Source organism: Streptomyces sp. NPDC097640, assembly GCF_040302705.1.
In the GTDB taxonomy this organism is placed as follows: domain Bacteria; phylum Actinomycetota; class Actinomycetes; order Streptomycetales; family Streptomycetaceae; genus Streptomyces.
The window spans coordinates 245,636-272,584 of the sequence record NZ_JBEOSB010000002.1 but is presented as its reverse complement, the minus strand read 5'-3'; the positions used below and the strand labels follow the sequence as shown (position 1 = coordinate 272,584).

General features: G+C 72.4%; 27 protein-coding genes. 12 read left to right on the top strand and 15 right to left on the bottom strand.

Going from position 1 to position 26,949, the window contains the following annotated elements:
• Positions 1-22: 22 nt before the first annotated feature.
• Positions 23-1,327 carry an SLC13 family permease gene (locus tag ABTY62_RS03430; RefSeq protein WP_352127660.1) on the bottom strand — a complete coding sequence of 435 codons (1,305 nt, stop codon included), beginning with the start codon at positions 1,325-1,327 and terminating at the stop codon, positions 23-25.
• A 188-nt stretch (positions 1,328-1,515) separates the two neighbouring features.
• Between ABTY62_RS03430 and ABTY62_RS03425 the strand changes: the two genes are divergently transcribed.
• A complete protein-coding gene (locus tag ABTY62_RS03425) occupies positions 1,516-2,217 on the top strand; it encodes a FadR/GntR family transcriptional regulator (RefSeq protein WP_352127659.1) in 702 nt (233 codons plus the stop codon).
• 33 nt (positions 2,218-2,250) lie between these two features.
• Here ABTY62_RS03425 and ABTY62_RS03420 read toward each other — a convergent pair whose 3' ends face one another.
• Entirely contained in the window at positions 2,251-2,826 is a 576-nt protein-coding gene (locus ABTY62_RS03420) for a helix-turn-helix domain-containing protein (RefSeq protein WP_352127658.1), read from the bottom strand.
• Positions 2,827-2,889: 63 nt separating this feature from the next.
• Here ABTY62_RS03420 and ABTY62_RS03415 point away from each other — a divergent pair, with 63 nt between their 5' ends.
• Complete coding sequence (locus ABTY62_RS03415) at positions 2,890-4,158, top strand: alpha/beta hydrolase (RefSeq protein ID WP_352127657.1); 1,269 nt, start codon at positions 2,890-2,892, stop codon at positions 4,156-4,158.
• Between the two features lie 14 nt (positions 4,159-4,172).
• Here ABTY62_RS03415 and ABTY62_RS03410 read toward each other — a convergent pair whose 3' ends face one another.
• Positions 4,173-5,327 (bottom strand): Gfo/Idh/MocA family protein, encoded by a 1,155-nt coding sequence (locus tag ABTY62_RS03410; RefSeq protein WP_352127656.1) that lies wholly within the window; start codon positions 5,325-5,327, stop codon positions 4,173-4,175.
• A gap of 111 nt (positions 5,328-5,438) precedes the next feature.
• On the opposite strand from ABTY62_RS03410, the gene ABTY62_RS03405 reads away from it, so the two are divergent.
• Positions 5,439-6,434, top strand: a complete 996-nt coding sequence (locus ABTY62_RS03405; RefSeq protein ID WP_352127655.1) for a LacI family DNA-binding transcriptional regulator — start codon at positions 5,439-5,441, stop codon at positions 6,432-6,434.
• 28 nt (positions 6,435-6,462) lie between these two features.
• Here ABTY62_RS03405 and ABTY62_RS03400 read toward each other — a convergent pair whose 3' ends face one another.
• Complete coding sequence (locus ABTY62_RS03400) at positions 6,463-7,368, bottom strand: EamA family transporter (protein WP_352127654.1); 906 nt, start codon at positions 7,366-7,368, stop codon at positions 6,463-6,465.
• A gap of 86 nt (positions 7,369-7,454) precedes the next feature.
• Here ABTY62_RS03400 and ABTY62_RS03395 point away from each other — a divergent pair, with 86 nt between their 5' ends.
• Positions 7,455-8,309 carry a LysR family transcriptional regulator gene (locus tag ABTY62_RS03395; protein ID WP_352127846.1) on the top strand — a complete coding sequence of 285 codons (855 nt, stop codon included), beginning with the start codon at positions 7,455-7,457 and terminating at the stop codon, positions 8,307-8,309.
• A 16-nt stretch (positions 8,310-8,325) separates the two neighbouring features.
• Here ABTY62_RS03395 and ABTY62_RS03390 read toward each other — a convergent pair whose 3' ends face one another.
• A complete protein-coding gene (locus ABTY62_RS03390; protein WP_352127653.1) occupies positions 8,326-9,201 on the bottom strand; it encodes a LysR substrate-binding domain-containing protein in 876 nt (291 codons plus the stop codon).
• Positions 9,202-9,362: 161 nt separating this feature from the next.
• Here ABTY62_RS03390 and ABTY62_RS03385 point away from each other — a divergent pair, with 161 nt between their 5' ends.
• The 3 genes from ABTY62_RS03385 (at position 9,363) to ABTY62_RS03375 (ending at position 13,190) form a co-directional block, all read left to right on the top strand.
• On the top strand, positions 9,363-10,541 hold the full coding sequence (locus ABTY62_RS03385) for an L-talarate/galactarate dehydratase (protein ID WP_352127652.1): 1,179 nt from the start codon (positions 9,363-9,365) through the stop codon (positions 10,539-10,541).
• 108 nt (positions 10,542-10,649) lie between these two features.
• Positions 10,650-11,615, top strand: a complete 966-nt coding sequence (locus ABTY62_RS03380; RefSeq protein WP_352127651.1) for a 5-dehydro-4-deoxyglucarate dehydratase — start codon at positions 10,650-10,652, stop codon at positions 11,613-11,615.
• Between the two features lie 237 nt (positions 11,616-11,852).
• A complete protein-coding gene (locus tag ABTY62_RS03375) occupies positions 11,853-13,190 on the top strand; it encodes a gluconate:H+ symporter (protein WP_352127650.1) in 1,338 nt (445 codons plus the stop codon).
• A 96-nt stretch (positions 13,191-13,286) separates the two neighbouring features.
• On the opposite strand, the gene ABTY62_RS03370 is transcribed toward ABTY62_RS03375, so the two are convergent.
• Positions 13,287-14,195: an oxidoreductase gene (locus tag ABTY62_RS03370; protein WP_352127649.1), complete on the bottom strand. Its 909-nt coding sequence runs from the start codon at positions 14,193-14,195 to the stop codon at positions 13,287-13,289.
• A gap of 129 nt (positions 14,196-14,324) precedes the next feature.
• Here ABTY62_RS03370 and ABTY62_RS03365 point away from each other — a divergent pair, with 129 nt between their 5' ends.
• On the top strand, positions 14,325-15,266 hold the full coding sequence (locus ABTY62_RS03365; protein WP_352127648.1) for a helix-turn-helix domain-containing protein: 942 nt from the start codon (positions 14,325-14,327) through the stop codon (positions 15,264-15,266).
• On the opposite strand, the gene ABTY62_RS03360 is transcribed toward ABTY62_RS03365, so the two are convergent.
• Entirely contained in the window at positions 15,238-15,750 is a 513-nt protein-coding gene (locus ABTY62_RS03360; protein WP_352127647.1) for a peptidoglycan-binding domain-containing protein, read from the bottom strand. The genes ABTY62_RS03365 and ABTY62_RS03360 overlap by 29 nt on opposite strands.
• Positions 15,751-15,880: 130 nt before the next feature.
• On the opposite strand from ABTY62_RS03360, the gene ABTY62_RS03355 reads away from it, so the two are divergent.
• Positions 15,881-16,801 (top strand): DUF2690 domain-containing protein, encoded by a 921-nt coding sequence (locus tag ABTY62_RS03355; RefSeq protein ID WP_352127646.1) that lies wholly within the window; start codon positions 15,881-15,883, stop codon positions 16,799-16,801.
• On the opposite strand, the gene ABTY62_RS03350 is transcribed toward ABTY62_RS03355, so the two are convergent.
• The 5 genes from ABTY62_RS03350 to ABTY62_RS03330 form a co-directional block, all read right to left on the bottom strand.
• Positions 16,737-17,657: a helix-turn-helix domain-containing protein gene (locus tag ABTY62_RS03350; RefSeq protein WP_352127645.1), complete on the bottom strand. Its 921-nt coding sequence runs from the start codon at positions 17,655-17,657 to the stop codon at positions 16,737-16,739. The two genes, ABTY62_RS03355 and ABTY62_RS03350, sit on opposite strands and share 65 nt — an antisense overlap.
• A 165-nt stretch (positions 17,658-17,822) precedes the next feature.
• Entirely contained in the window at positions 17,823-18,833 is a 1,011-nt protein-coding gene (locus tag ABTY62_RS03345; RefSeq protein ID WP_352127644.1) for an LLM class flavin-dependent oxidoreductase, read from the bottom strand.
• A 122-nt stretch (positions 18,834-18,955) separates the two neighbouring features.
• Positions 18,956-19,174: an MbtH family protein gene (locus ABTY62_RS03340; protein ID WP_311723238.1), complete on the bottom strand. Its 219-nt coding sequence runs from the start codon at positions 19,172-19,174 to the stop codon at positions 18,956-18,958.
• A 91-nt stretch (positions 19,175-19,265) separates the two neighbouring features.
• Complete coding sequence (locus ABTY62_RS03335; RefSeq protein ID WP_352127643.1) at positions 19,266-20,279, bottom strand: Gfo/Idh/MocA family oxidoreductase; 1,014 nt, start codon at positions 20,277-20,279, stop codon at positions 19,266-19,268.
• Positions 20,280-20,311: 32 nt separating this feature from the next.
• Positions 20,312-21,094, bottom strand: coding sequence for a TIM barrel protein (locus ABTY62_RS03330; protein ID WP_352127642.1), 783 nt, complete (start codon positions 21,092-21,094; stop codon positions 20,312-20,314).
• Positions 21,095-21,318: 224 nt separating this feature from the next.
• On the opposite strand from ABTY62_RS03330, the gene ABTY62_RS03325 reads away from it, so the two are divergent.
• Positions 21,319-22,473: a LacI family DNA-binding transcriptional regulator gene (locus tag ABTY62_RS03325; RefSeq protein ID WP_352127641.1), complete on the top strand. Its 1,155-nt coding sequence runs from the start codon at positions 21,319-21,321 to the stop codon at positions 22,471-22,473.
• On the opposite strand, the gene ABTY62_RS03320 is transcribed toward ABTY62_RS03325, so the two are convergent.
• A complete protein-coding gene (locus tag ABTY62_RS03320) occupies positions 22,421-23,359 on the bottom strand; it encodes a fumarylacetoacetate hydrolase family protein (protein WP_352127640.1) in 939 nt (312 codons plus the stop codon). The two genes, ABTY62_RS03325 and ABTY62_RS03320, sit on opposite strands and share 53 nt — an antisense overlap.
• Positions 23,360-23,496: 137 nt before the next feature.
• Here ABTY62_RS03320 and ABTY62_RS03315 point away from each other — a divergent pair, with 137 nt between their 5' ends.
• The gene (locus ABTY62_RS03315; RefSeq protein ID WP_352127639.1) at positions 23,497-23,880 is read left to right on the top strand and encodes a tautomerase family protein; all 384 of its coding nucleotides are present in this window, start codon (positions 23,497-23,499) and stop codon (positions 23,878-23,880) included.
• A 113-nt stretch (positions 23,881-23,993) separates the two neighbouring features.
• A complete protein-coding gene (locus ABTY62_RS03310) occupies positions 23,994-25,013 on the top strand; it encodes an alpha/beta fold hydrolase (RefSeq protein WP_352127638.1) in 1,020 nt (339 codons plus the stop codon).
• 37 nt (positions 25,014-25,050) lie between these two features.
• Here the strand turns inward: ABTY62_RS03310 and ABTY62_RS03305 are convergent, their stop codons facing one another.
• Positions 25,051-25,656, bottom strand: a complete 606-nt coding sequence (locus ABTY62_RS03305; RefSeq protein ID WP_352127636.1) for a GOLPH3/VPS74 family protein — start codon at positions 25,654-25,656, stop codon at positions 25,051-25,053.
• Between the two features lie 237 nt (positions 25,657-25,893).
• Complete coding sequence (locus ABTY62_RS03300; RefSeq protein WP_352127635.1) at positions 25,894-26,892, bottom strand: D-cysteine desulfhydrase family protein; 999 nt, start codon at positions 26,890-26,892, stop codon at positions 25,894-25,896.
• Positions 26,893-26,949 lie beyond the last annotated feature (57 nt).

The window sequence follows — 26,949 nt, the reverse complement described above, 5'->3', positions numbered from 1 at the left end:
GCCCTCCTCGGCTCGGGGCGGGTCAGCCCAGGCCCGGTACCACCATGGCCAGCCAGGCCACGACCGGGACCGTCGCCACCACCACGCCCCCGTACACCATCAGCTGGCGGAAGAAGCGGTCGCGGTCGACGTCGGGGGCGGCCGCGAGCACCAGGGCGCCGTTGGTGGAGAAGGGGCTGACGTCGACCACGGTGGCCGAGACCGAGAGGGCGGCGACCATGCCGACCGCGCCGATGTCGCCCTTGGCGAGGAAGGGGACGGCGAGGGGGATCAGCGCGCCCATGATGCCGACGGAGGAGGCGAAGGCGGAGATGACGGCGCCGATGTAGCAGAGCAGGAGAGCCGCGAGGAGGGGGACGCCGATGTCGCTGACGGCCCGGCCCGCGTAGTCGATGGTGCCCATCTCCTGGAGCACGCCGATATAGGTGAGCACGCCGCAGATCAGCAGCACCGTCGGCCACGAGATCTCGTTGGCCGCCTTCTTGCCGTCCTTGGGCCAGAACAGGCTCAGCAGCGCGGCGAGGGTGATCGCGGCGAGGCCCGCGTCGAGGTCGAAGACGAGCACGGCGACGACGAGGGCGACCAGGGCGAGGAGGGTCGCCACCCGGTCGGGGGTCAGGCCGCTCGCCGCCCCCTCGACGGCCGGGTCGTCGGCCGGGGCGTCGGCCGGCCGGGGCTCCGTTGTCGCGGTCGCGGTCGCAGTCGTGGTCGCGGTCGCGTGGCGTGGCAGCTTCAGGCCGCCGCAGACGACGAAGACGACGGCGGCGATGACCAGGTTGACCACCAGGCTGGCCAGGAAGAGCGTGATCTCGTTGCCGGGCAGCTTCTCCCGTTCCACGATCCCGTTCACGATCGAGCCGTAGATGCTGATCGGTGAGAAGCCGCCGCCCTGGGCGCCGTGCACCACCATGGCCCCCATCAGCAGTGGGCTGATGCCGTAACGCGCGGCGAAGCTCAGCGCGATGGGGGCGACGATCGCGACCGCGGCCGGGCTCACCGCGCCGATCGCGGTCAGGACACCGGTGATCGCGAACATCACCCAGGGGATCAGCGCCACCCGCCCGCGCACGAGTCTGACCGCGGCGTGGACCAGCCACTCCGTGGTGCCGTTGGCCCGGGCGAGGGCGAACAGATACGTCACGCCCACGAGGACCACGAAGAGGTCTCCGGGGAAGCCCGCGAAGATGCCGTCGGCGTCAAGGTCGGCGACCAGCTCTCCCACGCCGAACGCCGCTGCGAAGGACAGCGCGCCCATATTGACGGAGCGCGTGGTGGCCAGCACGAAGACCGCCACCAGCGCGATGATCGAGATGAGTTCGGGGGACAATGAGAGCTCCCGTCGCCAAGTGGCCAGTGGCGGAATCACGGTGGGCCCCACGGTGCGTCATAGTCAATACTGAGGAAGCAGATTGGCTCAGCCACTTGTCCAGTGAGCCAGTGGGCCAGTGCGCCGCTCGGCCACTGATCCGCTGGTCACCGGGACAGTAGGGGTCTCGACGCCGAGGGAGTGCCCGTATGACCGACGCACTGCGCCCGATGGCTCGCCAGCGTCTCTACCAGCAGGTGCTGGAGCGACTGCGCGCCTACGCCGCCGAGGGCGGCCTGCGCGCGGGCGACCGGCTGCCACCGGAGCGGGAGTTGGCCCGGCGGCTCGGGATCAGCCGGGCCTCCGTCAAGCAGGCCGTCGTCGTTCTCGAGGTGCAGGGCCTGGTGGAGGTCCGCCAGGGCGGTGGCACCTACCTGCTCAGGGACGAGCTCGACGCCGAGCCGGTGGAGCGGCTGGTCGAGCGGCGCCGCCGCCTCCCCGATGTGCTCGACGCCCGCGAGGCGCTGGAGACCAAGATCGCCGAACTCGCCGCCGAGCGCCGCACGGACGAGGATCTCGCCGCCATGGAGTCCGCCCTGGACTGGATGGAGGACGAGATCGAGTCCGACCGCCATGGCACCGAGGGCGACCGGCGGTTCCATGAGGCCGTGACGGCCGCCGCCCACAGCCCGCTGCTGGCCGAGTTCATGCGGTCCATCGCCGACCAGATCGGCGAGAGCCGCGCGGAGTCGCTGCGCCAACCCGGCCGCCCACGCCGCTCCCTGGCCCAGCATCAGCGCATCCTGGACGCGATCGTCGCGGGCAACCCCCGGGCCGCCGCCACGGCGATGCGGCGCCATCTGCGGACCGTCGCGCAGGTCCGCCTCCTGTCCTGGAACCCGGACGACTGAGCCCGGCCGCAGCCGTGGACGGGCCACGGCAGTTCACCCGCCGTCGGTGGCGGGGTCGGGGTCCAGGTCGGGGTCTGCGGACGGCTCCTCAGCCGGGAAGAGGATCGGGCTGAGCAGATAGCGGGCGCGGTCGCCCGTGGGTGTGTTGGCCAGCCGGGGCGCGATCGCACCCCGCAGCTCGCCGATCATCTCGTGGAGTTCGTCCCGGCTGAGCCACACCGCGTGCTGCCGGTAGCCGACCAGGTCGGCCGCCGGGTCGGCCCCCTCCCGGTCGAGATAGGCGTCGAACTCGGCGGCCAGGGTGGCCATCGCCGCGGCGAAGCCGCGCCGGTAGTCGTCGAGCGACAGCGACTCCATCATCTCGGCGTCGATCACCGCCCGCTCCTGGCGCAGCCGGTACCGGCGCTCGACCGCGCCGCGCACCCGCCGTTCCTCGGCGACTTCCAGGAGCCCCCCGTCCGCGAGCAGCTCGATGTGCCGGTAGACCGTGGCCTTCGAGACATCGGGGATCCGGGCCGACAGCTGGGCCGTCGACAGCAGTCGTCCCCCGCGCAGCGCGTGCACGATCCGCAGCCGTACCGGATGCGCCAGCAGCTCCAACGTGTCCATCGCCCAACGATCTCATATCTGCTACCTTTCGCAAAAATGAGAACGCAGGAAGGGGAGGCGGGGATGGCGACGGAAACCGATCCGGCGAAGACCGCCGTCGCGGTCGTGGAGATGGCGCGCGAGGGGTGCTTCGACGAGATCGCGCAGCGGTTCGCGCCAACGCTGCGCGCGGCCGTGTCCGCCGACGCGCTACGGCTCGCCTGGGGCATGGAGTTGGGCAAGCACGGAGCGGTCACCGCCATCGGGGACCCGGTGGCCGAGCCGCCCGGGGCGGGACGGGTCCGGGTGAGTGTCCCTGTGTCCTGCGAACGCGGGGGCCTCACCGTCGTCATGTCGGTCGACGACACCGGCAGCCTGAACGGCCTGCGGTTCGCGCCCGCGGCCACCGCGCCGTGGACGCCGCCTCCGTACGCCGCTCCGGAGCGGTTCGAGGAGAGCGCCGTGACGCTCGGCCACGCTCCGCTCGCCGTATCCGGCACGCTGAGCCTGCCGCGCGGGGACGGCCCGTGGCCCGGCGTGGTGCTGCTCGGCGGCGGAGGGCCGTTCGACCGCGACGGGAGCGCCGGGCCGAACAAACCGCTCAAGGATCTCGCGTGGGGGTTGGCGAGCCGTGGCGTGGCGGTGCTGCGCTTCGACAAGGTGACGTACGCCCACCCCGGACGGGTGGCGGACGACCACGACTTCACGATGGCCGACGAGTACGTGCCGCACGCGGCCGCCGCCGTCCGGACGCTCCAGGACCGGCCGGCCGTGGATCCCGGGCGGATCTTCGTGGTCGGCCACAGCATGGGCGGCAAGGTGGCCCCGCGGGTGGCGGCGACCGAGCCCTCGGTCGCCGGTCTGGTGCTGCTGGCCGCCGACGCCGAGCCGATGCACCGGGCCGCCGTCCGCGTGGCGCGCCACCTCGCCTCGCTGGCCCCCGGGCCCGCCGCGGACGCCGCCGTCGAGGCGCTCACGCGACAGGCCGCGGTGGTGGACAGCCCCGGCCTGTCGACCTCGACACCCGCGGAGTCGCTGCCGCTCGGCCTGTCGGCCGCGTACTGGCTGGACCTGCGCGGCTACGACCCGGTCGCGGCCGCCGCGGCCCTGGGCACACCGATGCTCGTGCTCCAGGGCGGCCGCGACTACCAGGTGACCGTCGCGGACGATCTCGCACGGTGGCGGGCGGGGCTCGCCCACCGCCCGGATGTGACGACGCGCGTGTACGAGGCCGACAACCACCTGTTCTGCCCGGGCTCGGGGCCCTCGACGCCCGCCGAATACGAATCCGCGCACCACGTCGACCCGGCCGTCGTCGCCGATATCGCCGAGTGGCTGTCGCCGCCCGCGTGAGCGTCGGACAGGGGCTAGGCCGGGCTCGCCCAGGTGCCCCGCTCGGCGGACCGGGCCATGGCGTCCAGCGCGGCGGCGCTGCGCACGGCGTCGTCCAGGGTGGCGCCGTGCGGCGTGCCCTCGGCGATGGAGCGCAGGAAGTGGTACGCCTCGATGACCTTGAGGTCGTCATAGCCCATGCTGTTCGCCGAGCCGGGCTGGAAGGCCGCGTACTCGCCGTGTCCGGGGCCGACGTACAGGGTGCTGACGGGCTGGTCCTGGTAGGCGTCGCCGCGGCTGACGCCGAGTTCGCCCATGCGGCGGAAGTCCCAGAGGACCGCGCCCTTGGTGCCGTGGATCTCGAAGCCGTAGTTGTTCTGCTCGCCGACCGAGACCCGGCTCGCCTCCAGCACGCCCCGCGCGCCGGAGGCGAAGCGCAGCAGACAGGACACGTAGTCCTCGTTCTCCACCGGGCCCAGCTCGCCACCGGCGGAGCGGGTGTGGCCGGCGGTGGCCCCGGTGGGGCGGGCCCGCTCGGGCACGAAGACGGCGGTGTCGGCGGCCAGCGACTCGATCTCGCCGAGTAGAAACCGGGCCAGGTCCACGCCGTGCGAGGCAAGGTCGCCCAGCACTCCGCTGCCGCCGCGCTCGCGCTCGTAGCGCCAGGTCAGGGCCCCCTCGGGGTGGGCGGCATAGTCGCTGAACAGCCGGATGCGGATATGGGTGACGGCGCCGATCTCCCCTGCGGCGATCAGCTCGCGGGCGGCGGCGACGGCGGGCGCGTTGCGGTAGTTGAAGCCGACGGCGCCCTGGACACCGGCCTTGGCCACGGCGTCCGCGACCGCGCGGGCGTCCTCGGCGGTCAGGCCGACCGGCTTCTCGATCCAGATGTGCTTGCCCGCCTCGGCCATGGCGGTGCCGATCTCGCGGTGCAGGAAGTTCGGGGCGGCGATGCTCACGGCCCGGACCCGGGGGTCGGCGGCGATCTCCCGCCAGTCCCGGGCCGCGGTGGCGAAGCCGTACCGTTCGGCGGCCTCCTCGGCGCGGCCGGGCACCTCGTCGGCGACGGCGACCAGTTCGGGCCGTACGGGCAGCTGGGGGAAGTGGTGCGGCACCCGGGCGTACGCCTGGGTGTGCACCCGTCCCATCCAGCCGAACCCCACGACGGCGACGCCGAGCGTACTCACCATGACTGCCCCTCTTTGGACCGTTCCAAAATGTTCCCGGCCCACACTGAAGACCATCTCCGCACCTGTCAATCCCTTTGACAACCCGACACGCGCTATGGAACGGTCCAGGCCATGAGACCACCGACGATCCGCGATGTCGCCGAACGCGCCGGAGTGTCGAAGTCGCTGGTCTCCCTGGTGCTGCGGGGCTCCGACCAGGTGCGCCCGGAGAAGCGGCAGGCCGTCCTCGCCGCCGTCGAGGAGCTGGGCTATCGGCCCAACGCCGCCGCGCGCAGCCTCAGCGAGCGGCGCACCCGCACCGTCGGGGTCCTGCTCAACGACATGCGCAACCCCTGGTTCGTGGAGCTGCTCGAGGGCCTCAACTCCCGGCTGCACGACTCCGGTCTGCGCATGCTGCTGGCCGACGGACACCTCAACCGGCGCCTCGGCGAGGACCTCACCCGTACCTTCACGGATCTGCGGGTCGACGGTCTGATCGCCGTCGGCACGCTTCCGGCCGCCGAGGCGCTGGCCACCGCGGCCGGGAGCGTGCCGACCGTGGTGGCGGGCGCCCGCGAGCCGGTGCTGCCCGGGGTGGACATCGTCGCGGGCGACGACGAGCACGGCGCGCGCCTTGCCACCGAACACCTCATCGGCCTCGGCCACCGGCGCATCGCCCATATCGCGGGGCCGGGGGCGGTCGGCGAGCTGCGCCGCCGCGGCTTCGAGGCGGTGATGCGCGAGCGCGGGCTGACCGGGACGGCGACCGTGGAGCAGGGCGACCTGACCGAGGAGGGCGGCTACCGGGCCACGGTCCGGCTGCTCAGCGCCCGGGAGCGGCCCACCGCCGTCTTCGCGTTCAACGACATAGCCGGTGTCGGCGCCCTGTCGGCCGCCGAGGAGCTCGGCCTCCAGGTGCCCCGCGACCTCTCCCTCGTCGGCTACGACAACACGTATCTCTCGCGCCTGCGCCATCTGTGGCTCACCACCGTGGACAACGCAAGCCACGACGTGGGCCGCCGCGCCGCGCGGTGTCTGCTCGAGCGGATCGCCGACCCCGCCCGCCCCGCCGAAGTGGTCCTCACCACCCCGGCCCTGGAAGTCCGCGGCACGACGGCGCGGCCGTAGCGGGCCGGTGGACCAGCGGCCCGTCCGGCTACCGGCTCGCCGGCTCCGCCTTGGCCCGGCCCATGATGCTGAGCGCGTTGGCGACGACGACGGCCCCGATGCCGGCCCACTCGATCCACCCCAGGCGCTGCCCGAGGACGATCCACCCGACCAGGGCGGCGAGCACGGGGTTGACGCTCATGAAGAGCCCGAAAGCCTGGGCAGGCACCCGGCGCAGGGTGAACAGGTCCGCGAGGTACGGCACGGCCGAGGAGAGGACCCCGGCGGCGACGGCGCAGCCGACGGCCGCCGCGGTCGGCGGCTGCCGGACGGCGAGGACGATGCCGACGGGCAGGAACATCAGGGCGGAGAGTCCGGCGGCGGCCGCCGACCCCTGCGCGCCGGGGATGCGTCGGCCGACGGTGCGGTTGAGCAGGATGTAGGACGCCCAGCAGACGGCGGCCAGCGCGGCCAGGCCCATCCCGAGGTAGTCGGCGGAGGGCCGCGGGCGCATCAGGGTGATGACGCCCGCCGCGGCCACGACCGCCCAGCACGCGTCCGCGCGGCGGCGCGAGGCGGCCAGGGCGATGGTGAGCGGGCCGAGGAACTCCAGGGTCACCGCCAGCCCCAGGCCGATCCGGTCGATGGCGCTGTACAGGGACAGGTTCATGGTCCCGAACACCAGGGCGAGCAGCAGCACCGGCCACCACTGCCGCCAGGTGAAGGTCCGCGGCCGGGGCCGGGCCACGGCGATCAGGACGACGGCGGCGACGTACTGGCGTACCGCGACGACGCCGAGGGGCCCGAGGACGGGGAAGGCGAGGGACCCGGTGGCGGCGCCGATCTGGTTGGACAGGCCGCTGCCCACCATGGTGGCCACGCCGGCCAGGCGCGCTCCCTCGGGCTTCGGCGCGGAGACGACCGGCGCGGGCCGGTGTGCGGAGGCTGCTCGCATGCCCCGATCCTGCGGCGGCCCGGCTCTTGCGCAAAATGCATCGACGGCGGGATCTATACGCTTGAGTCATGGATGAGGCTCGGGCCATGGATGTGGAGCTGCGGCAGTTGCGCTGCCTCGTGGCGATCGTCGACGAGGGCAGTTTCACGGATGCCGCCATCGCGCTCGGCGTCTCCCAGGCGGCGGTGTCCCGCACGCTGGCCTCGCTCGAGCGCGCTCTCGGCGCGCGGCTGCTGCTGCGGACCTCCCGCGAGGTGACGCCGACGGGGACCGGTCTGCGCGTGGTGGCGCACGCCCGGCGGGTGCTCGGGGAGGTGGACGGCCTGGTCCGGGAGGCGACCTCCGGCCACCGGCGGCTGCGGATCGGCTACGCCTGGTCGGCGGTGGGCCGCCACACACTGGCCTTTCAGCGCCGCTGGGCCCAGGCGCGGCCCGAGACGGAGCTTCAGCTGGTCCGCGTCAACTCCGCCACCGCGGGGCTGGCGGAGGGCGTCTGCGATCTGGCCGTGGTGCGCAGACCGCTGGACGACCGCCGCTTCGACTCCGCCATCGTGGGTCTTGAGCCGCGTCTGTGCGCCCTGGCCGCCGACGACCCGCTGGCCCGGCGCCGCTCGCTCAGGCTCGCCGACATCAGCGGGCGCACGCTGCTGATCGACCGGCGGACCGGCACCACCACCACGGAGCTGTGGCCGTCCGGCTCGCGTCCGGCGACCCAGGAGACACATGACGTCGACGACTGGCTGACCCTGATCTCCACCGGCCGCTGCGTGGGCATCACGGCGGAGTCCACCGCGAACCAGTACCCGCGGCCCGGCGTGGCCTACCGCCCGGTGCGCGACGCCGAGCCGATCGCGGTGCGGCTCGCCTGGTGGCGGGACGATCCGCACCCTGCCGCCCAGTCGGCGATCGAGCTGCTCACGGCGCTCTACCGGACGGGATGAGCTCCGCCGGCGGCGCTCACAGGTGGCGGAGCAGGGCGTGCAGGACCGGGTTGTCGTTGGTCTCGCGCCAGACGAGGTTGAGCTCCACGGGGTTGGGGGTGTCCAGCTCGACCGGCTTGAAGACGACGTCGGCGTAGCGCAGCCGCGCGGCGGCCTCGGGCACCAGGGACACCCCGAGGCTGCAATTGACCAGGGCCAGGATGCTGTGGACCTGGCTCAGGTACTGGGAGAAGACGGGGGCCACATGCGCCGCGCTGAAGATGCTGATCAGCAGCTCGTGGAAGTAGCGGGCCTCCGTGGGTGAGTACATCAGGAACGGCTGTCCGTCGAAGTCCGCCACCTGAAGCGGTCCCTCGCGCGCCGCCAGGGCGTGGTCGCTGGGCAGCGCCGCGAGCAGCCGCTCCCGCACGGCCGGGCGGGACCGCAGGTCCGGGCCGGTGACCGAGGGCCGGCCGAGCCCGAGGTCCAGCCGGTTCTGGGCCAGGGCCTCCAGCTGGTCGCGGGTGACCATCTCGTGCAGCACGATCTCCGCCCGGGGCATGGCCGTACGGGCGGTCTCCAGCAGCGTGCCGAGTGTGGAGTAGGCGCTGGCCGCGGTGAAACCGATGGCGATGCTCCCCGCCTCGCCGGTCGACACCTGCCGGACGGCGAGCGCCGCGTACTCGGACTGGCGCAGAATGCGGCGGGCCTCGGTCAGGAAGGCGCGCCCCGCGGGGGTGAGCCGCACCGAGCGGTTGGTGCGGTCCAGGAGCTGGACCCGCAGGTCGTTCTCCAGCAGCTGGATCTGGCGGCTCAGCGGTGGTTGCGTCATCTTGAGCCGCTCGGCGGCCCGGGTGAAGTGCAGTTCCTCGGCGACCGCCACGAAACTGGCGAGTTGAGCGAGAGTGAACAATGATGCTCTCCCTGTATCAGCGCATACAAATTTTAAGTTAGACGGAGATCAATCCACCACTTAGCGTCAAGGGGCGGCTGAGCGAGACACGCCCGCGACACCGCGACCGGGCCACCTCAGGGGCCGGTCGCCCCGCTCGCACCCACAGGGAACGCTAAGTAATGAGCAAACCGGAAACGACGGCACTTGCCGCGCAGCAGGCAGGCGAGGCGACCCTCGACAGGATCTCCTGGATCAAGCTGTCCTCGGTCACCCTTCCGCTGGCCACTCCCATCAGCGACGCGAAGGTCTTCACCGGGCGGCAGAAGCCGATGACCGAGGTGGCCTTCCTCTTCGTCGAGCTCGCCACCGAGGGGGGCCATCAGGGCATCGGTTTCAGCTACTCCAAGCGGGCCGGCGGCCCCGGCCAGTTCGCGCACGCCAAGGAGATCGCCCCGACGCTGCTCGGCGAGGACCCCAGCGACATCGCCAAGCTCTGGACGAAGCTGGTGTGGGCGGGCGCCTCCGTCGGACGCAGCGGACTGTCCACCCAGGCCGTGGCGGCCTTCGACATCGCCCTGTGGGATCTGAAGGCCAAGCGCGCCGGGCTGCCCCTGGCCAAGCTGCTGGGCGCCCACCGCGACTCGGTCCGCTGCTACAACACCTCCGGCGGCTTTCTGCACACGCCCACCGAGCAGCTGCTGGAGAACGCCTCCGCCTCGCTGGCGTCGGGCATCGGCGGCATCAAGATCAAGGTCGGCCACCCCGACGGCAAGGTGGACCTGGGCCGGGTGACCGCCGTGCGCGAACACCTGGGCGACGAGGTACCGCTCATGGTCGACGCCAACCAGCAGTGGGACCGGCCCACCGCCCAGCGCATGGGGCGCGCCCTCGAGGAGTTCGGGCTGATCTGGATCGAGGAGCCCCTCGACGCCTATGACGCCCGTGGCCACGCCGCCCTCGCGGCCTCGCTGGACACCCCGGTGGCCACCGGGGAGATGCTGGCCAGCGTCGCCGAACACTGGGAGCTGATCCGCAACGAGGCCGCGGACATCATCCAGCCCGACGCCCCGCGCATCGGCGGCATCACCCAGTTCCTGAAACTGGCCGCCCTCGCCGAACACCAGCACCTCCAGCTCGCCCCGCATTTCGCGATGGAGATCCACCTCCACCTCGCCGCCGCCTACCCGTACGAGCCGTGGGTGGAGCACTTCGACTGGCTGGAGCCGCTCTTCAACGAGCGCCTGCACATCAGCGACGGCCGTATGCATGTGTCCTCCCGGCCGGGACTCGGTATCACCCTCAGCGAGCAGGCACGGGTCTGGACACAGGCGGAGTGCGAGCTCGGCTCGCGCCCCTGAACGTACGCCTCAAGGAAATCGGGTCGCCCACCCATTGACCTGTTGGATGGGCCACCCTAACCTCCATTCTCATATCTAGACCAAATGCATGTATGTGGAGACGAGTTCATGACTCTGAACACGGCGGCCCAGGAAGTCGCGCAGCGGCTGCGTCACGGCATGGCGCGCGGCGTGCTGTCCTTCCCGCTCACCAGCTTCGGTGAGGACGGCAGCCTGGACCTGGCCGCCTATCGCGAGTATCTGACCGCTCAGCTGGACACCGAACCCGGCGCGGTGTTCCCCGCGTGCGGCACCGGAGAGTTCACCGCCCTCGACGAGGACGAGTACCGCCAGGTGATCACCACCGCGGTGGACGTGGCGGCCGGGCGCATGCCGGTGGTCGCCGGCATCGGCTACGGCTACGCGCAGGCGCTGCGCTTCGCCCGGATCGCGGAGGAGGCCGGCGCGGACGCCGCCCTGGTACTCCCCCACTATCTGCTCAAGGCCCCTCAGGACGGCCTGGTGGAGCAGGTGCGCCGGATCGCCGCCGGGACCCGGCTGCCCCTCATCGCCTACCAGCGCGACCAGGTGGCGTTCACCATCGACGGCCTGCGCCGGATCGCGGAGATCCCCACCGTCATCGGCCTGAAGGACGGCCACAGCGACCTGGACCGGCTCCAGCGGCTCACCCTCGCCGCGCCCGACGACCTCCTGTTCTTCAACGGGGCCGCCACCGCCGAGATGCAGGCCCGCGCATACGCCACCGTCGGCGTGTCCCCGTACTCCTCCGCCGTCCACGCCTTCGCACCCGAGATCGCGAACGCGTTCTTCACCGCGTTTCAGGACGGCGACGACGAGCGCATGGACCAGCTGCTGCGCGAGTTCTTCGTCCCGCTGGTCGAGCTGCGCGACCGGGTGCCCGGCTATGCCGTGTCCCTGGTGAAGGCCGCCGCCCGGCTGCGCGGCAAGCCGGTCGGCCCGGTGCGCGCCCCGCTCGTCGACCCCAGCCCCGAAGACCTGGCCGACCTGGAGAAGCTCCTGGCACACGGGCTGAGCCTCGTGGCCGACCGCCGGCCACTGAACACCGGCCACTGAACACCGGCCACTGAACACCGGCCGATAACGATCTGACACACCCATGGGACCCGGGCGGCCTCACACGCCGCCCGGCCCAGCCTCCCGCCGCAGCCTGCGACGAGGGCCCGACCGGCGTGGCCGTCGGCCATGACCGGGCCATCCCCCACATCTCCCTCCGCCCGGTCCGCACGTGTTCCAACCCGTCCAACGGACCGGATGCCACTTCCTGAGTGCAGTTCAAAGGGGAACTGACCCATGCCTCTTGTCGTAGTCGGAATCAGCGTCCTGGCGCTGCTCTTCCTGATGACCAAGGTGAAGCTGAACGGCTTCATCTCCCTCCTCCTCGTGGCCGTCGCCGTGGCGCTGGTCCGAGGCGTCCCGATGGAGAAGATCCCGGACGTCCTCGGCGAGGGTGTCGGAGGGCAGATCGGCGACACCCTGATCGTCGTCGGGCTGGGCGCCATGCTCGGCCGCGTCATGGGAGACTCCGGCGCCGCCCAGCGAATATCCGGCAAACTCATCGACGCCTTCGGCCTGCGCCGGGTCCAGGTGGCCATGGTGATCACGGCCATGCTGCTGGGCGTGACGATGTTCTACGAGGTCGCGTTCGTGATCATCGTGCCCGTGGCGTTCACCATCGTCCGGGTCACCGGAAAGAACCTGCTGTGGGTCGGGCTCCCGATGTCGATCGCCCTGTCCACCATGCACAGCTTCCTGCCGCCCCACCCGGGCCCCACCGCCGTCGCCGCCGCCTTCCACGCCTCCGTCGGACTGACGCTGTTCTACGGCCTGTTCTTCGCCATCCCGTTCGGAGCGCTCATCGCGCTGGTGTGGCCGCGCCTCCCGTTCGTCAGGAAGATGAACCCCACCATGCCCAAGGGCCTGGTCTCCGAGCGCACCTTCACCGAGGAAGAGATGCCCAGCATGGGCTGGTCCCTCTCGGTGGCCCTGGTCCCGGTGGTGCTGATCGCGTTCGCCGCGGTGTACGACATGGCGGTGTCCGAGTCCAACCCGGCCCGGCCCTTCATCACCTTCATCGGCTCCGCGCCGGTCGCCCTGCTGCTGACGCTGCTCCTGGCCATCTGGGCGTTCGGCCCGCGCATCGGCCGGTCGCTCTCCGAGGTCAGCGCGTCCTGCAACTCCGCGGCCCAGGCGATGGCCATGATCCTCCTGGTCATCGGCGCGGGCGGTGCCTTCAAGGGCGTCCTCGTCGAGGGCGGGATCTCCGACTACATCAAGGACGTCACCGAGGGCTGGAACATCTCGCCGATCATCCTGGCGTGGCTGATCGCCGTCATCCTCCGCATCGCCCTCGGATCGGCGACCGTCGCGGTCGTCACCGCCGCCGGTGTGGTGGAGCCGCTGGTCGCGGGCAGTGGAGTCCACCCCGAGATGATGGTGCTCGCCGTCTCCTGCGGTTCCATCGCCTTCAGCCACGTCAACGACCCCGGCTTCTGGATGTTCAAGGAGTACTTCAACCTCTCCGTCATCGACGCCATCAAGGCACGCACCACCTACACCACCACCCTCGCGGTCCTCGGTCTCGGTGGCGTCCTCGCCGTCGAAGCCTGCCTCGACGCCTTCGGGGTATAGCCGGCACGGCCGGCCACCCTCGAGTTCAGCCACGCGCGCCCGCTCCGACGCCGAATCCCTCCGGCGTCGGAGCGGGCGCGTTGCGGCGCGGCGTCCTCAGCCGCCGGACACCTCCTCGGCGTCCAGGGCGGACACCTCGTCGTCCGAGAGCCGCAACTCCGCCGCGGCCACGTTCTCCACGAGGTGGTCCGGGTTCCCGGTGCCCGGGATCGCCAGCACATGCGGCCCCTGGCGCAGCGTCCACGCCAGCCGGACCTGCGCGGGTGTCACCCCGTGCGCACGGGCGACGGCGAGCACCGCTTCACCGTCGGTCGCGCCCGCGCCCGCCTCGCGCCCCGCTCCGGCGATCGCGTAGAACGGCACATAGGCGATGCCCTGCTCGCCACAGGCCCGCAGGAGATCGCGCTCGTCGGCCGGCGCGCCGACGCCGTAGGCGTTCTGCACACAGACCACCGGCGCGATCGCCCGGGCCTCGGCCAGATGCTCGCGCGTGGCATTGGATATGCCCAGGTGGCGTACGAGCCCGGCGGTGCGGAGGTCGGCCAGGGCGCCGAAGTGTTCGGCGACGGAGCCGGATCTGCGGCTCGGCGGGACCCGCAGATTCACCACATCCAGGTGGTCGCGGCCCAGTTGACGCAGGTTCTCCTCGACCTGGCCGCGCAACTGCTCCGGTGTGGCCCACCACCACGCGCCCGACGGGTCCCGGCCCGCCCAGACCTTGGTGGCGATGACGAGGTCCTCCGGGTAGGGCGCCAGCGCGCGGTTGATGAGCTCGTTGGCGGACCGCAGCGACGAGAAGTAGAACGCCGCGGTGTCGATGTGGTTGACGCCGAGTTCGATCGCGCGCCGCAGCACGCCGATGGACCGTTCGCGGTCGCTCGGAGCGCCGAAGCCGAAGGCGGCGCTGCCCGTCAGTCGCATCGTCCCGAATCCGAGGCGGTTGACGGTCAGATCGCCGAGGTTCCAGGTACCCGCGGCCGCGGCGGTGGGTGTCTCTTGGGTCATGTTCGCTGGTGTTGTGTTGTCATTGGGCATGAAAAAAGCCTCCTCGGCGGATCGGATCCGCGACGAGGAGGCTCAGCGTCTGGTCACTAGTATAGCGGGCGGGCGACAGGTGGCGGCGGGAGGGGTGTCATGGCCCGATGGCGACCGCTGCCTGGTGATCTTCCGCCCCAGGCACGTCGGCTGGCCGAAGAGCTGAGGCTGCGCAAGGACCGCTCGAGACTGAGCCTGACCTCGCTCGCGGCCAAGACCGCGTACAGCAGCTCGTCCTGGCACCGCTATCTCAACGGGCGGGCGCTGCCGCCGTGGGAGGCCGTCGACGCGCTCGGCCGGCTCACCCGGGCGGACCGGGGGCTGCTCCGGGTGCTGTGGGAGTCCGCCTCGGACGCCTGGACGGCGGGGCAGGGCGCGCGGACCGAGCAGAGCGGGCAGACCGGGCAGACCGCGGGTGAGCCCCGAGAGCCGGAGGGGGCGCGGGGGTCCGATCGCGGGCCCTCGACCCCCGCCCGGCCGCGGCGCCCCTCCCGCAGGACGGCCGTCGGCGCCACGGTGGCGGTGTGCGGGCTGCTGGCCGCGTTCCTCGCGTTACTCGTCATACGTCCCTGGGGCGATGGTGTCCGCCCGCGGAGCGCACCGCCGGGAGCGCCCGAGGGCTCACCCGCCTGGCCGTGGGAGCTGCGCTCCCAGGGGAAGGGCCCCACGGGTACGCACTGCGCGGCCCGCTCGTGCCAGGGCCGGGATCCGTACCGGGAGGGATGCGACCGCGACAGCGTCACCGTCCACGCGCTGAGCGCTCACGGCCGGACCCTGCGCCTGCGGTACAGCCCGGTGTGCCGGGCCGTGTGGGCGGAGGTGGATCCGGCGGACGGTACCGGACAACTGCTGGCGGCCGCCGCGGGGGCCACGACGCAGACCGCGGCCCGGGGCGCGGCGCACACCGCCATGGTGGCGGCCGACCAGCACAAGGCGCGTGCCTGCGTGGTGGTGGCGGGGCAGCAGCTCGGCGTGACCGAGCACGACAGCTGGATCGGCCCCGTCGGCGCCGTCAGCGGCGACGGCACTGGACGAGGGTGACCGCGTCCCTCCGCAGCGCACGGAATCGGCCACCGTCGTACACCTCGTACGCGCCGCCGCTCGCCCGGCGCAGCGGCAGGTTCCGCTCCTCGCCCTGGTACACCGTCCACGGCGGGATCAGGGCGAGGCGCCGGCCGGCGAAACCGAAGGTCGCCCGGCCCACGATGCCGTCCGCGTCGAGCCCGTGGTTGCTCTGCCAGACCCGGGTCGCCTCGGCGGTCGCCGCGTCGTAGGCGCAGTTGACCCCGGACCGGGGCAGATAGCCGTCCGCCCACAGCACCGCCTGCCACATGCCCACCAGGTCGCTGCGCTCCACCCGTCCCCGGGCGAGCTGCGGTTCGTCCCGCCAGTCGTCGGCGAGCGCCCCTCCCCCGTCCACATACGACGGCGGGGGCGACGCGCGGCCGGGAGCCACGCCCAGCGTCAGCACCGCCGACATCGTGAGCACCGTGATCGTCCGTAACGCGACGCTGCCGCGCGCCATGCTCGTTCCTCCCCCAAACGGCATGCGGGCCTGACAGTTGGCGGAAAACAGCTTCTGTCCGACCTGCTTGAAGCCAGAGTGACGCAAAGAGGAGTATGCATCAGTCGAGGATCGGGGCTGGGATATAACCATGGCCGACTGGAAGTCCCTGCCGGACACCCTGGATCCGGATGTCCGCAACCTCGTGGAGCAGCTGCGCCGGTACAAGGACCGCAGCGGGCTGAGCCTGGCCGCGCTCGCGGAACGCACCCTGCACAGCAAGTCCTCCTGGGAGCGCTATCTCAACGGCAAGGCCCTGCCCCCGCGGCAGGCGGTGGAGTCCCTGGGCCGCGCCGTGGACGCCGATTCGGCCCGGCTGGCCGCGCTGTGGGAGCTGGCCGAGCGCGCCTGGAGCGGCCGCGAGGCGCCGGGTCGCCGCGCGCCGGCGGACTCCCCCGCGTCCACGGTCGCCACCGCGCCCGAGGCCATGTCACCCGACGCCACGCCGCCCGTCGGGCGCGCACCGGCCAGGAGGACACTCCTGACCGCGGCATCGATATTGGCCGTCCTGGCTCTGGGCGCCGCCGCCGTGTGGTGGTGGGGACCGGGCGACGAAGCCCGGCCGCGCTCCGCCTCGCCCTCCCACTCAGCGGCCGGGGAGTTGTACACCCACTGCTTCCAGGAGAGCTGCGCGGGCAAGGACCCGAAGGAGATGGGGTGCGCGGGGGACGCCTGGACCTCGGCCCTGACCAGGTTCCACGGCGTGTATGTGGAGTTGCGGTACAGCGACTCCTGCAAGGCGGCGTGGTCCCGCATCAGTTGGGGACACCCCGGTGACATCGCGAAGGTGGTGGCGGCCGAACACGCCTCGTACCAGGACAAGGTGCACTACGACACCGATATCTACAGCCCCATGGTCGCGTCCGCCACTCCGTCGGAGGCCAGGGCGTGCACCGTCCTCACCTCGGGAGCACACGACTGCACCAAGCCGGGCGGTTCGGCACACCTCACCGATGCGCCCGAGCCCCCCGCCTCCGATACTCCGCGGGGGACAGTCCGTACGCACGCTTGAACGCCCGCCCGAACACCGCCGCGTCCCGGAACCCCCAGCGCCCCATGATCCGGCCGACGCTCTCGGTGGCGAGGCCGGGGCTGAGCAGATCGGCCCGGCAGTGCTCCAGCCGCCGCTCCCGGATATAGCCCCGGACGGTCTGCTCGTCCTGCTGGAAGAGATGGTGCACATAGCGCAGGGAGATGTGATGCGCCCTGGCGATGCCGAGCGGTGTCAACTCCGGGTTCGCCAGCCACAGGTCGACATAGGTCTTGATCTCGTCCAGCAGGGTGGCCTGGCGCGACCGCGACCGTGCGGGGTCCCCCAGGTCGGCCACGCCGCTGAGCAGGGCGACCGTCAGATCGACCACCGCCGACCCCAGCCACAGCGCCTGCCGCGCCTCGACCAGCGCCGCCTGGGTGGCGAGGCCCTCGATGAGGTCGGACAACAGCGCCCCCGCTCCGCCCGACGACGGCAGGGGGCGGGCCGTCAGGGAGCACGCCACCCGGGCCGGGGCCGGCACCGTCCGGCACGGGAGGCACACCGCCACGGCCCGCGCCGACGGCGTCCCCCGTACCGTCATGGCCGACGCGGTGTCCGGCGGGGCCCACAGGGCCAGCTCCCCCGGGGCCAGGCGGACCGCGTCGTGGCCACCGCTCAGCGTGAGCGGCCCGCCCGAGGCCAGTACCACCTGCCACGTCTGTGCCGTGCCCGGCGCCGCGGCGCTCCACCGTACGCCGGGCCCCGCGGGCGGCCCAGGCGGGCGCAGCACCAGCAGGCGCGCCGGGCCGAGGTCCAGTTCGGTTCGCTCGCCCGACAGGAGCCGGCCGATCGCGGGTGCCGCCCCTGACCGCGTGTCGTGCGTGGTGCCGTGCATCGTGGCGCTGTCCTTCCGTCCCGTCCCCTCGCTCCGACTGAGCTTGGGGCCGGGTCCCGGCAGTGGCCACCGTTGCCGGACAGCTGAGCTGAAAGAGGGACGTCCACCGCCCTGACCTGCGGGGATGTGGGACACCACGACAATCCCGCGGGACGCGGGACGCGGTCACCCGCCGTCGGCGAGCCCCGCGATCCGGGCCAGCCCGCGATGGGAGGCGATCAGGGCGTCCCGGTCGTAGGTGCTGGTCGTGACCATGATCTCCTGGGCGCCGGTCTCCTTGATGACCGTCTCCAGCTCCTCGGCCACCTGCTCCTCGGTGCCGTGGATATGGCCGCGCAGGGCCGACTCGTAGCGGTCCCGCTCCTTCGGGCTCATGGTCCGCCGCTCGATCTCCTCCGCCGCGGCGAGCGGCGGGAACGTGCCGTGGGTGCTCGAGTACGCGATGGCCCACGCCTCGGGGACCAGCAGCCGACGGGCCAGCTCGGGGGTCTCGGCGACGGCGACGGTGCCCGCGGCGACGACATACGGCTCGTCGGCCCACGCGGAGGCGCGGAAAGCGGCGCGGTAGTGGTCGATCGCGCGCAGCAGCTTCTCGCGGCCTCTGAGGTCGCCGATCACCAGCGGAAGCCCGGCCTCGGCGGCGATCGCCGCGCCCTCGCCGGTGGCCAGCACATACGGCGGGACGCGCAGCCCCTCGGCGGGGCGGGCGTGGACGCGGGTCGGCGAGGTGCCCTCGAACCAGCCGAGGAGTTCGGCCAGCTGCCCCGCGAAGTCGTCGGCGTCGTCCTTGTCCCGGCCCAGCGCCCTGCGCACGCCGTCGGTGAAGCCGACCGAGCGGCCCAGGCCCATGTCGATCCGCCCGGGGAAGAGGGACTCCAGCACGCCGAACTGCTCGGCGACCACGAGCGGTTGGTGGTTGGGCAGCATCACCCCGCCCGTGCCCACCCGGATCCGGTGTGTGGCGGCGGCGATCGCGGCGGCCAGCACGGTCGGCGCCGAGCCCGCGACGCCGGGCACGCCGTGATGTTCGGCGACCCAGATCCGGTGGTAGCCGAGCCGCTCCGCCTCCTGAGCCAGGCGCACGGTGTCGCGCAGCGCCTGCGGACTGCCGTGTCCCTCCCGGATCCGCGAGCGGTCGAGGATCGAGAACCGGGTCGAGGCGATCAATGAGCTCACATGAGGTTCAACGCCTGGCCGGCCCCGGCATTCCCGCCACGCCGAGGCCCGGCGCCGAGACGATCCCGGGGCGCTCCCCGCCGAGAGCGCCCCGGGATGCGGCGAGGTCGAGTTGCGCCGACTCAGCTGTTCGCGTCGGCCATGGCCTTCACCAGACTGGCCGGACGCATGTCCGTCCAGTTCTCCTCTATGTACGCCAGGCAGGCGTCCCGGGTGTCCGCCGACTTGGCGACGGTCCAGCCGGCGGGTACCTCAATGAATTCCGGCCACAAGGAATGCTGGCCCTCGTCATTGACCAGCACGAGGTAAGTGCCGTCCGGGTCTTCGAACGGGTTGGTCATGGGTGTGCCTTTCCGTCGTCCGTCGGTGCACTTGGCAACGTACCCGGCGCGGGCCTTGATGATCGGGCGTCCCGGAAAAATCACGGAGCGGTCATTCGCCGACGCGGACCGGTCCGCCCGTCGTGACCGAGCGGATCGCGGCGAGGGCGATGGACAGGGCGGCGCGGGCGTCCTCGCCGGTGACGGAGGGGGCGCCGCCACTGCGCACCCGGTCGGTGAAGTCGGCGAGCTCGGCCACATAGGCGTCGCGGAAGAGGTCCTGGTCGTAGGTGACACAGTCGGCCGCGATGCCGTCCGGGCCGTAGGCGGTCAGGTGGCTGCGGCGGATGTCGCCCATGGTGAGCATGCCGGCCGAGCCGAAGACCTCGCCGCGGACGTCATAGCCGTATACGGCCTGGAAGTTGGCCTCGGCGGTGGCGAGCGCGCCGTTGTCGAAGCGGATGGTGACGACGGCGGTGTCGAGCAGGCCGCGGTCCTTGTAGTCGGGGCGCACCAACGCGTCGGCCATGGCGAAGACCTCGACCGGTTCGGCGCCGGGGTTGAGGAAGCGGAGGGTGTCGAAGTCGTGGATGAGGGTCTCCAGGAAGATCGTCCACGGCGGGATGGGCGCGGGGTCGGCCAGCTTGGGGTCCCGGGTGAGCGAGCGCAGCAGCTGCGGAGTGCCGATGTCACCCGCGACGATCTTGTCGTGGGCGGCGCGGAAGCCCGTGTCGTAGCGGCGGTTGAAGCCGACCTGGAGGAGCACGCCCGCGTCGGCGGCGGCCGTGATGGCTTGGTCGGCCTCGGCGAGGCTGACGGCCATGGGCTTCTCGCAGTAGATGGCCTTGCCCGCCCGGGCCGCGGCCTCGACGAGGCCGGCGTGGGTACGGGCCGGGGTGGCGATGACCACCGCCTCGACCCCGGGGTCGGCGAGCAGCTCCCCGATCTCGGTGTGGGCCGTGGCGCAGCCGAGCCGGTCGCCGAGGCGCCGCGCTGCGCCCGGGGCCGGGTCGGCGACGGCGGCGAGCCGGACACCGGGAAGGCGGTGGGCGAGGGTCTCGGCGTGGAACGATCCCATCCGACCGGCGCCGATGAGACCGACGGGGAGGGGGTGTCGCGTGGTCATGCGGGTGCTCCGTACGTCCGTAGGGGGTGTGGTCAGAGGGTGAAGGCGGAGCGGAAGCGCTCCAGGGCGAGTTCGCTGTCGTCGGAGGCCCAGGCCTCCATGGCGACCGTGCCGTCGTACCCGAGGGCCGCGAGGGTGCGTGCCACGGCCGGGTAGTTGATCTCCCCGGTGCCGGGTTCGCGGCGGCCGGGTACGTCGGCCACCTGGATCTCGCCGATCAGGCCAAGGCCATGGGCCCGGCGGACCAGCTCGATCAGGTTTCCCTCGCCGATCTGCGCGTGGTAGAGGTCCAGGTTCATGCGCAGCCCGGGGCGGTCCACGGCGGCGACCAGGGCCAGGGTGTCGGCGGCCTTCGCGAACGGCACACCGGGGTGGTCGACGGCGGTGTTGAGGTTTTCCAGGGTGAAGGTGACACCGGTGCGCTCGCCCAGCTCGGCGAGGCGGGTGAGGGTGCGGTGGGCGGCGCTCCACATCTCCCCGGTGGCCTCGCCCGCCACCGGCGCCACCGGCAGGCCTTCGCCGTCCAGGCCGGTGCCGTGCAGATTGAGCCGGGGACAGCCGAGCAGCCCGGCGGCCTTCACCGACTCCTCGGCGGTGCGCAGGAGTTCGGCCGCTCCGTCCTCGTCCGTCAGGCTGCCGCGGAGGTAGCCGGTCATCGAGGAGAACACCGCGCCCGTGCGCTCGAGGGCGGCCAGGTCGTGTCGCGTCCAGTCCCAGATCTCGACCTGGAAACCGGCGTCGTGGATGCGCCGCGCCCGCTCCTGGATCGGCAGATCCCGGAAGACCATCTCGGCGCAGACCGCCAATGTGTACATCGCTGCTCACCTTCTTTCGAGCTAGAACGTTCTAGCCGTGGGGCAGCAGTACGCCAGCCGCCGGGCGGGCGTGTCAAGAGGTGTCCGCGGCAAAATCGCTAGAACGTTATAGCCATCGCGGGGGTCGGCAGCCACTCCCTTGGGCTACGATCGACGGCCGGGGGCCGAAACCTCGGCCGACCCGACCCGACCCGACCTCGACCGCGACACCAGGGAGACCTCAGGTGCCACCGACGCCGGCCACCCCTCACGGGAAGCGCCCCACCCTCGCCGATGTCGCGGCGCGGGCGGGCGTGTCGACGGCGCTGGTCTCCATCGTGATGCGCGACGCGAAGGGCGCCGGCGCCGCCACCCGCGAGCGGGTGCTCGAAGCCGCGCGCGAGATCGGCTACCGGCCGGACGCCCGGGCGCGGCTGCTGCGCAGCCACCGGTCCCATCTCCTCGGGGTGCAGTTCGGACTCCAACACCCCTTCCACTCCGACCTGTTGGAGAGCATCTACGCGGTGGCCGAGCCGGCCGGGTACCAGATCGCGCTGAGCGCCGTGGCCGCCGGACGCAGCGAGCAGCACGCCACCGAAACCCTGCTCGCCGACCGCTGCGAGGCCCTGATCCTGCTCGGCCCGCAGGCGCCGGCCGCGCGGCTGGCGGAGCTCGCCGCGCAGTTGCCGGTGGTCTCCGTGGCCCGTCGGCTGCGCGGGTCCGCCCCGGGCGTGGAGGTCGTACGGACCGCGGACGACGAGGGCGCGCGGCAGGCCGTGGACCATCTGGTGGCGCTCGGCCACCGCGACATCGCCCATATCGACGGCGGCCGGGCGCCGGGCGCCGCGGACCGGCGCCGCGGCTACCGCACCGCCATGCAGCGCCACGGCCTCGCCGACCACGTCCGGGTCCTGCCCGGCGGCCTGACCGAGGCGGACGGCGCCACGGCCGCCCGCGAACTCCTGGCCGCCGACCCCCGGCCCACCGCCGTCCTCGCCTTCAACGACCGCTCCGCCACCGGCGTCCTCGACATCCTCCTCCGGGCCCGGGTGTCCGTCCCCGACGAGATCTCCGTCATCGGCTTCGACGACACCCATCTGGCCCGCCTGGCCCACATCAACCTCACCACCGTCGGCCAGGACATCCCGCGCCTCGCCGAACTCGCCGTCGGCCGGGCCATCGCGCGCCTGGAGGGCGCGAACACCTCGAAGGAGAGCGCGAGCACCTCGAGGGAGAACACCACCGAGGACGCCCGGGGTGACGACACGCTCCGCGCGGAAGCCGTCGTCGCCCCCCGCCTCGTCATCCGGGGCACCACGGCCGGGCCCGGCCGCTCCCCCGGCGGGATCAGCCCGGGGAGCAGTGGCTCCGGTGCGCACGGCGCGTCAGCGGGTGGCTGATCGCCTCCACCAGCCAGTCCAGTTCGGCCTGACCGGCCCGTACCGGGTTGCGCAGCGTGCCGACGCCGTCGATGGATATCTCCACCATGTCCCCGGCGCTCAGCGTGAAGTCGAGCGCGGGCACGATGCCGGTGCCGGTGGACAGCACGGCGCCGTCGGGGAAGGGCTGGGAGCGCCACAGGTGGTCCACCAGCCCCCGCGGGGTGCGGTGGAACGCAGCGGTGGAGGCGGCGCCCCGGTAGACCGCCTCGCCGTCGCGCCACACCACCATGGCGATGTCCAGCGCGTCGGGCGCCGCCACCTCCCAGGCGGGCACGATGCCCGAGGACACCGCGGCGCTGCCGGCGTAGATCTTGGCCTGGGGAAGGTAGAGCGGGTTCTCGCCCTCGATGGACCGTGAGCTGACATCGTCGGCGACCAGGTAGCCGACGGTCTCACCGTGCCGGTTGAGGACCAGCGCCAGCTCGGGCTCGGGGACGTTCAGCTCGGAGTCGTTTCGTACGGCGATCGGCTCGCCGTCGGTCACCACCCGCCAGGGCTGCGCCTTGAAGAACAGCTCCGGGCGCTCGGCGTCGTAGATCCGCTCGTAGACCGACTGCTCGGTGCTCTCCTCCACCCTGGCTTCGCGGGAGCGTTCGTAGGTCACCCCCGCGGCCCACAGCTCCATCAGCCCGTCGAGCGGCGGCAGCAGCAGGACGTCCCGCTCGTCGACGGCGACCGGGCCGGCGGCGGTCTCCTCGACCAGGGCACGCAACTCGGCCGCGGGCAGCCGCAGCAGCTCGGCGACGAGCGGCGCGCCGGCGAAGGCCCGGATCGCGCCGGTGTCGTCGGCGACTCCGGTCCGGACGGTCTCGGTGTCGTCGGCGAAGCGCACGATGCGCGTCATATGGCGTCCTCTTCCTGTGGCGACAGTGTGATCGTCCTACCCACGGAAGCGGAATGCGACCGCCCGACCCGCATCACCCCCGTTCTGTACCTACTAGTATGTACGATCACCGCCGCCACGAGAGGAGCACCGCCGACATGCCATTCGTCCGCATCGACGCCCTGGGAGCCGACAGCGATCGGCTCGACGCGCTCGGCCGCGCCGTGCACGACGCCATGGTCGAGACCATCGGCTTCCCGCCCGACGACCGGTTCCAGGTCCTGACCGGCCACGACGGCACCAGCAGCGCCCTGCGCTACGACAACCACCTCGGCATACAGCGCGACGACGGCATCGTGTACATCGCGATCACCATGCGCTCCGGGCGCCCACCCGCACAGAAACGGGCGCTCTACCGGCGGATCGCCGAACTCGCGCACGCGTACGCGGGGACCGAGCCGCGGAACGTGTTCATCGTCCTCACCGAAAACGAGTCGATCGACTGGTCGTTCGGCCACGGGGTGGCGCAGTACGACACCTGACGCGGCATCGAGCGTCACCGGCTTGACCGGTGACGCACTCCCGTGCCAGAGTCCTGCTCACGGCACGCTGCGTCACGCCCTGTGGCAGCGGGATGACGGCGGAGGGGACTCGGATGTTCAACAGGCGGAGCTTCGGCAAGATCGCGGGCGCGGGCGCAATCGGCGCGTCGATCGCCGGCCGGGCCACCCCGGCGTCGTCGGCGCCCGCGCGGCCGCACACATCCTTCGACTCGCTCAAACAGATCAAGGCCGGTGTGCTGAACGTCGGCTACGCCGAAGCCGGCCCCGCCCATGGCCCGGCAGTCATCCTGCTGCACGGCTGGCCGTACGACATCCACAGCTACATCGACGTCGCTCCGCTGCTGGCGGCGCGGGGCTACCGGGTGATCGTCCCGTATCTGCGCGGCCATGGGACGACGCGCTTCCTCTCGAGCCGGTCCTTCCGCAACGCCCAGCAGTCGGTGATCGCTCTCGACATCATCGCCTTGATGGACGCGCTCAGGATCGAGAAGGCGGTCCTCGCCGGATTCGACTGGGGGTCACGGACGGCCGACATCATCGCGGCGCTCTGGCCGGACCGCTGCAAGGCCCTGGTCTCCGTCACCGGCTATCTGATCACCAACCGGGACGACAACGAGCAGCCGCTGCCACCGAAGGCCGAATGGGCGTGGTGGTATCAGTACTACTTCGCCACGGAGCGAGGGCGGCTCGGTCTCGAGAAAGAGGAGTACCGGCGCGACCTGGCGCGGCTCGTCTGGACGTTCAACTCGCCGACGTGGGGCTTCGACGACGCCACGTTCGACCGGACCGCCGCCGCGTTCGGGAATCCGGACTACGCCGCCATCGTGATCCACAACTACCGCTGGAGGCTGGGCCTCGCGACGGGCGATCCGCGCTACGACGGCCTGGAGGAGCGGCTGGCCCGACGCCCCGTCATCGGCGTGCCCACGGTCACCCTCGACGGGGAGCGCGACCCCTTCACCCCCGCCGGGGACGGCGCGATGTACCGGGACAAGTTCTCGGGCCCGTACGCGCACAGGACCCTGAACGGCATCGGCCACAACGTGCCCCAGGAGGCGCCGGAAGCCTTCGCCGAGGCCGTCGTCGAGGCCGACACCCTCCCCCGCCGCTGACCGTCGGGAAACCGCCGCCCACCGCGCCGGACCGGGCCTAGTCGCCCCGCCAGATGTTGTCGAAGGCCGCCTGCTCGATGGCTCGCCGCTGGCGTACGGCTTCCAGCTCCATCACCGCGTCACTGACCGCGGCCAGCACGGTCACCACCGCTTCGTCGGCCACCTCCGCCGCGTCTCCCGTCGGCTCCTCGCGGATGCCGACGGCCGCCGCGAGGGTGGCGAGCACGGGCTCGCCCGACGCCCAGCGGTCCTCCGCGCGGCGGCGGGCGGGCGAGTCGGCCAGGGCGGCCCGGCCGGCCCCGAAGGGCGCCCAGCGGTGGTGCCGCCTGGTCACCTCCCCGTCCTGCTCCAGCGAGGCCATATAGGCTGTGGACAAGTCACGGCCCCTGCGCCACAGCCAGTCGTCGACCAACTCGTACGGCGCCTCCCGGTCGAGCGACGACGCGGCCTCGTCCAGCAGACGGTCGGGCATCGTCAGCCGCAGGCCCGGCACGACGCGGTCGCCGTCGAGGGTGAGGGCCTCGGCACCGAGGAGGTCGATCATCTCGGCTCCCGCGAGCGCGAGCGAGAGGTCCCCGCGCTCCACCGGGCGGTCGGGCACCGTGTCCAGGGCGACGATCAACAGGTCCCGCGGTGTGGTCATGAGTGGCTCCACGTCAGAGGCATCGGTGGCCGTACGTCGCTGAGCAGCCGCCCCGTGAACGGTGTCGGTGTCCGGCGAAGGAGTTCCCCGTACCCGGCCGACTGTAGCGCGGCTCGGCCACGGGTGGTCCGACCGGAGCGCGGCGGTTCCCACCGGTATGGACGTCTGTCCCGGGCCGTCCCGGGGCGGTGTGCTACGCGCCCTGCGGTAACCGCCCGTGTGGGCACGGACGGTGCGTCATCCGGCGTCGGTCACGGCTGACCGGGCGCGCCGCAGGGCCTCGGGATGTCCGAAGAGTCCGGGCAGGCCACCGGTGTGCAGAAACACCGTGCGTTGGCCGGGGCGCACGTGGCCGTCGTGGACGGCCGCGATGAGACCGGCCAGGGCGCGGCCGGTGTAGACGGGGTCCAGGACGATGCCCTCGGTGCGGGCGGCGGTGGTCATGGCGGCCATGACCGGGTCGGTGAGCGCGGAGTAACCGGCCCCGACCTGGTCCAGGCGCAGCCGCAGCCCGTCAGCCGTCCGGCGGTCGCCCGGCCCGCCGTCGGACAGGCCGTCGACCAGCGCGCCGACGGTCTGTTCGGGGTCGGCCACGGCGCCGCAGTGCACTCCCAGGACCCGCTCGGCGCCCAGGGCGTGGACGAGCCCGGCCATGGTGCCGCCCGAGCCGAGCGCCACGACGACGGTGGACAGGTCGGGGGCCTGCTCCAGGAGTTCCCGCCCCGCCTCGGCGTAGCCGCGGGCGCCCAGCACACTGGAGCCACCGAAAGGGATGACCGCGGGGCGGGCCCCCTTCGCGCGCAGGTCCTCGGCCACCGACGCCACGGCCGCCGCCAGCCCCGCCTCGCCCACCTCTCCGGCCCACACGACACGGGCGCCGAACAGGCCGTCGAGCACGATGTTGCCGGTCATCCCGGCGCTCGGCGCGCCGGCCAGCACCAGCACCACGTCCATGCCCAGCCGGGCGCCGGCCGCGGCCGTCAGCCGGGCGTGGTTGCTCTGCGCGGCTCCGCTGGTCACCAGCGTGGTGGCGCCCTCGGCGCGGGCCGCGCCCGCCGTCCACTCCAGCTTGCGGACCTTGTTGCCCCCGCCGCCGAGGCCGGTCAGGTCGTCGCGCTTGACCCACAGGTCGTCAGGGGCCAGTCCGATCGCCCGGGCCAGCCGGGGCGCGGCCTCCAGCGGAGTGGGACGGCTCATCAGGCGGGCCCGCACGGTTTCCGGTTGCTCTTCGGGCATGGCTACCGCCTTCGCTGCGCTCTTCGGTCCAGACGGTTGACAGTACCCCGGACCTCA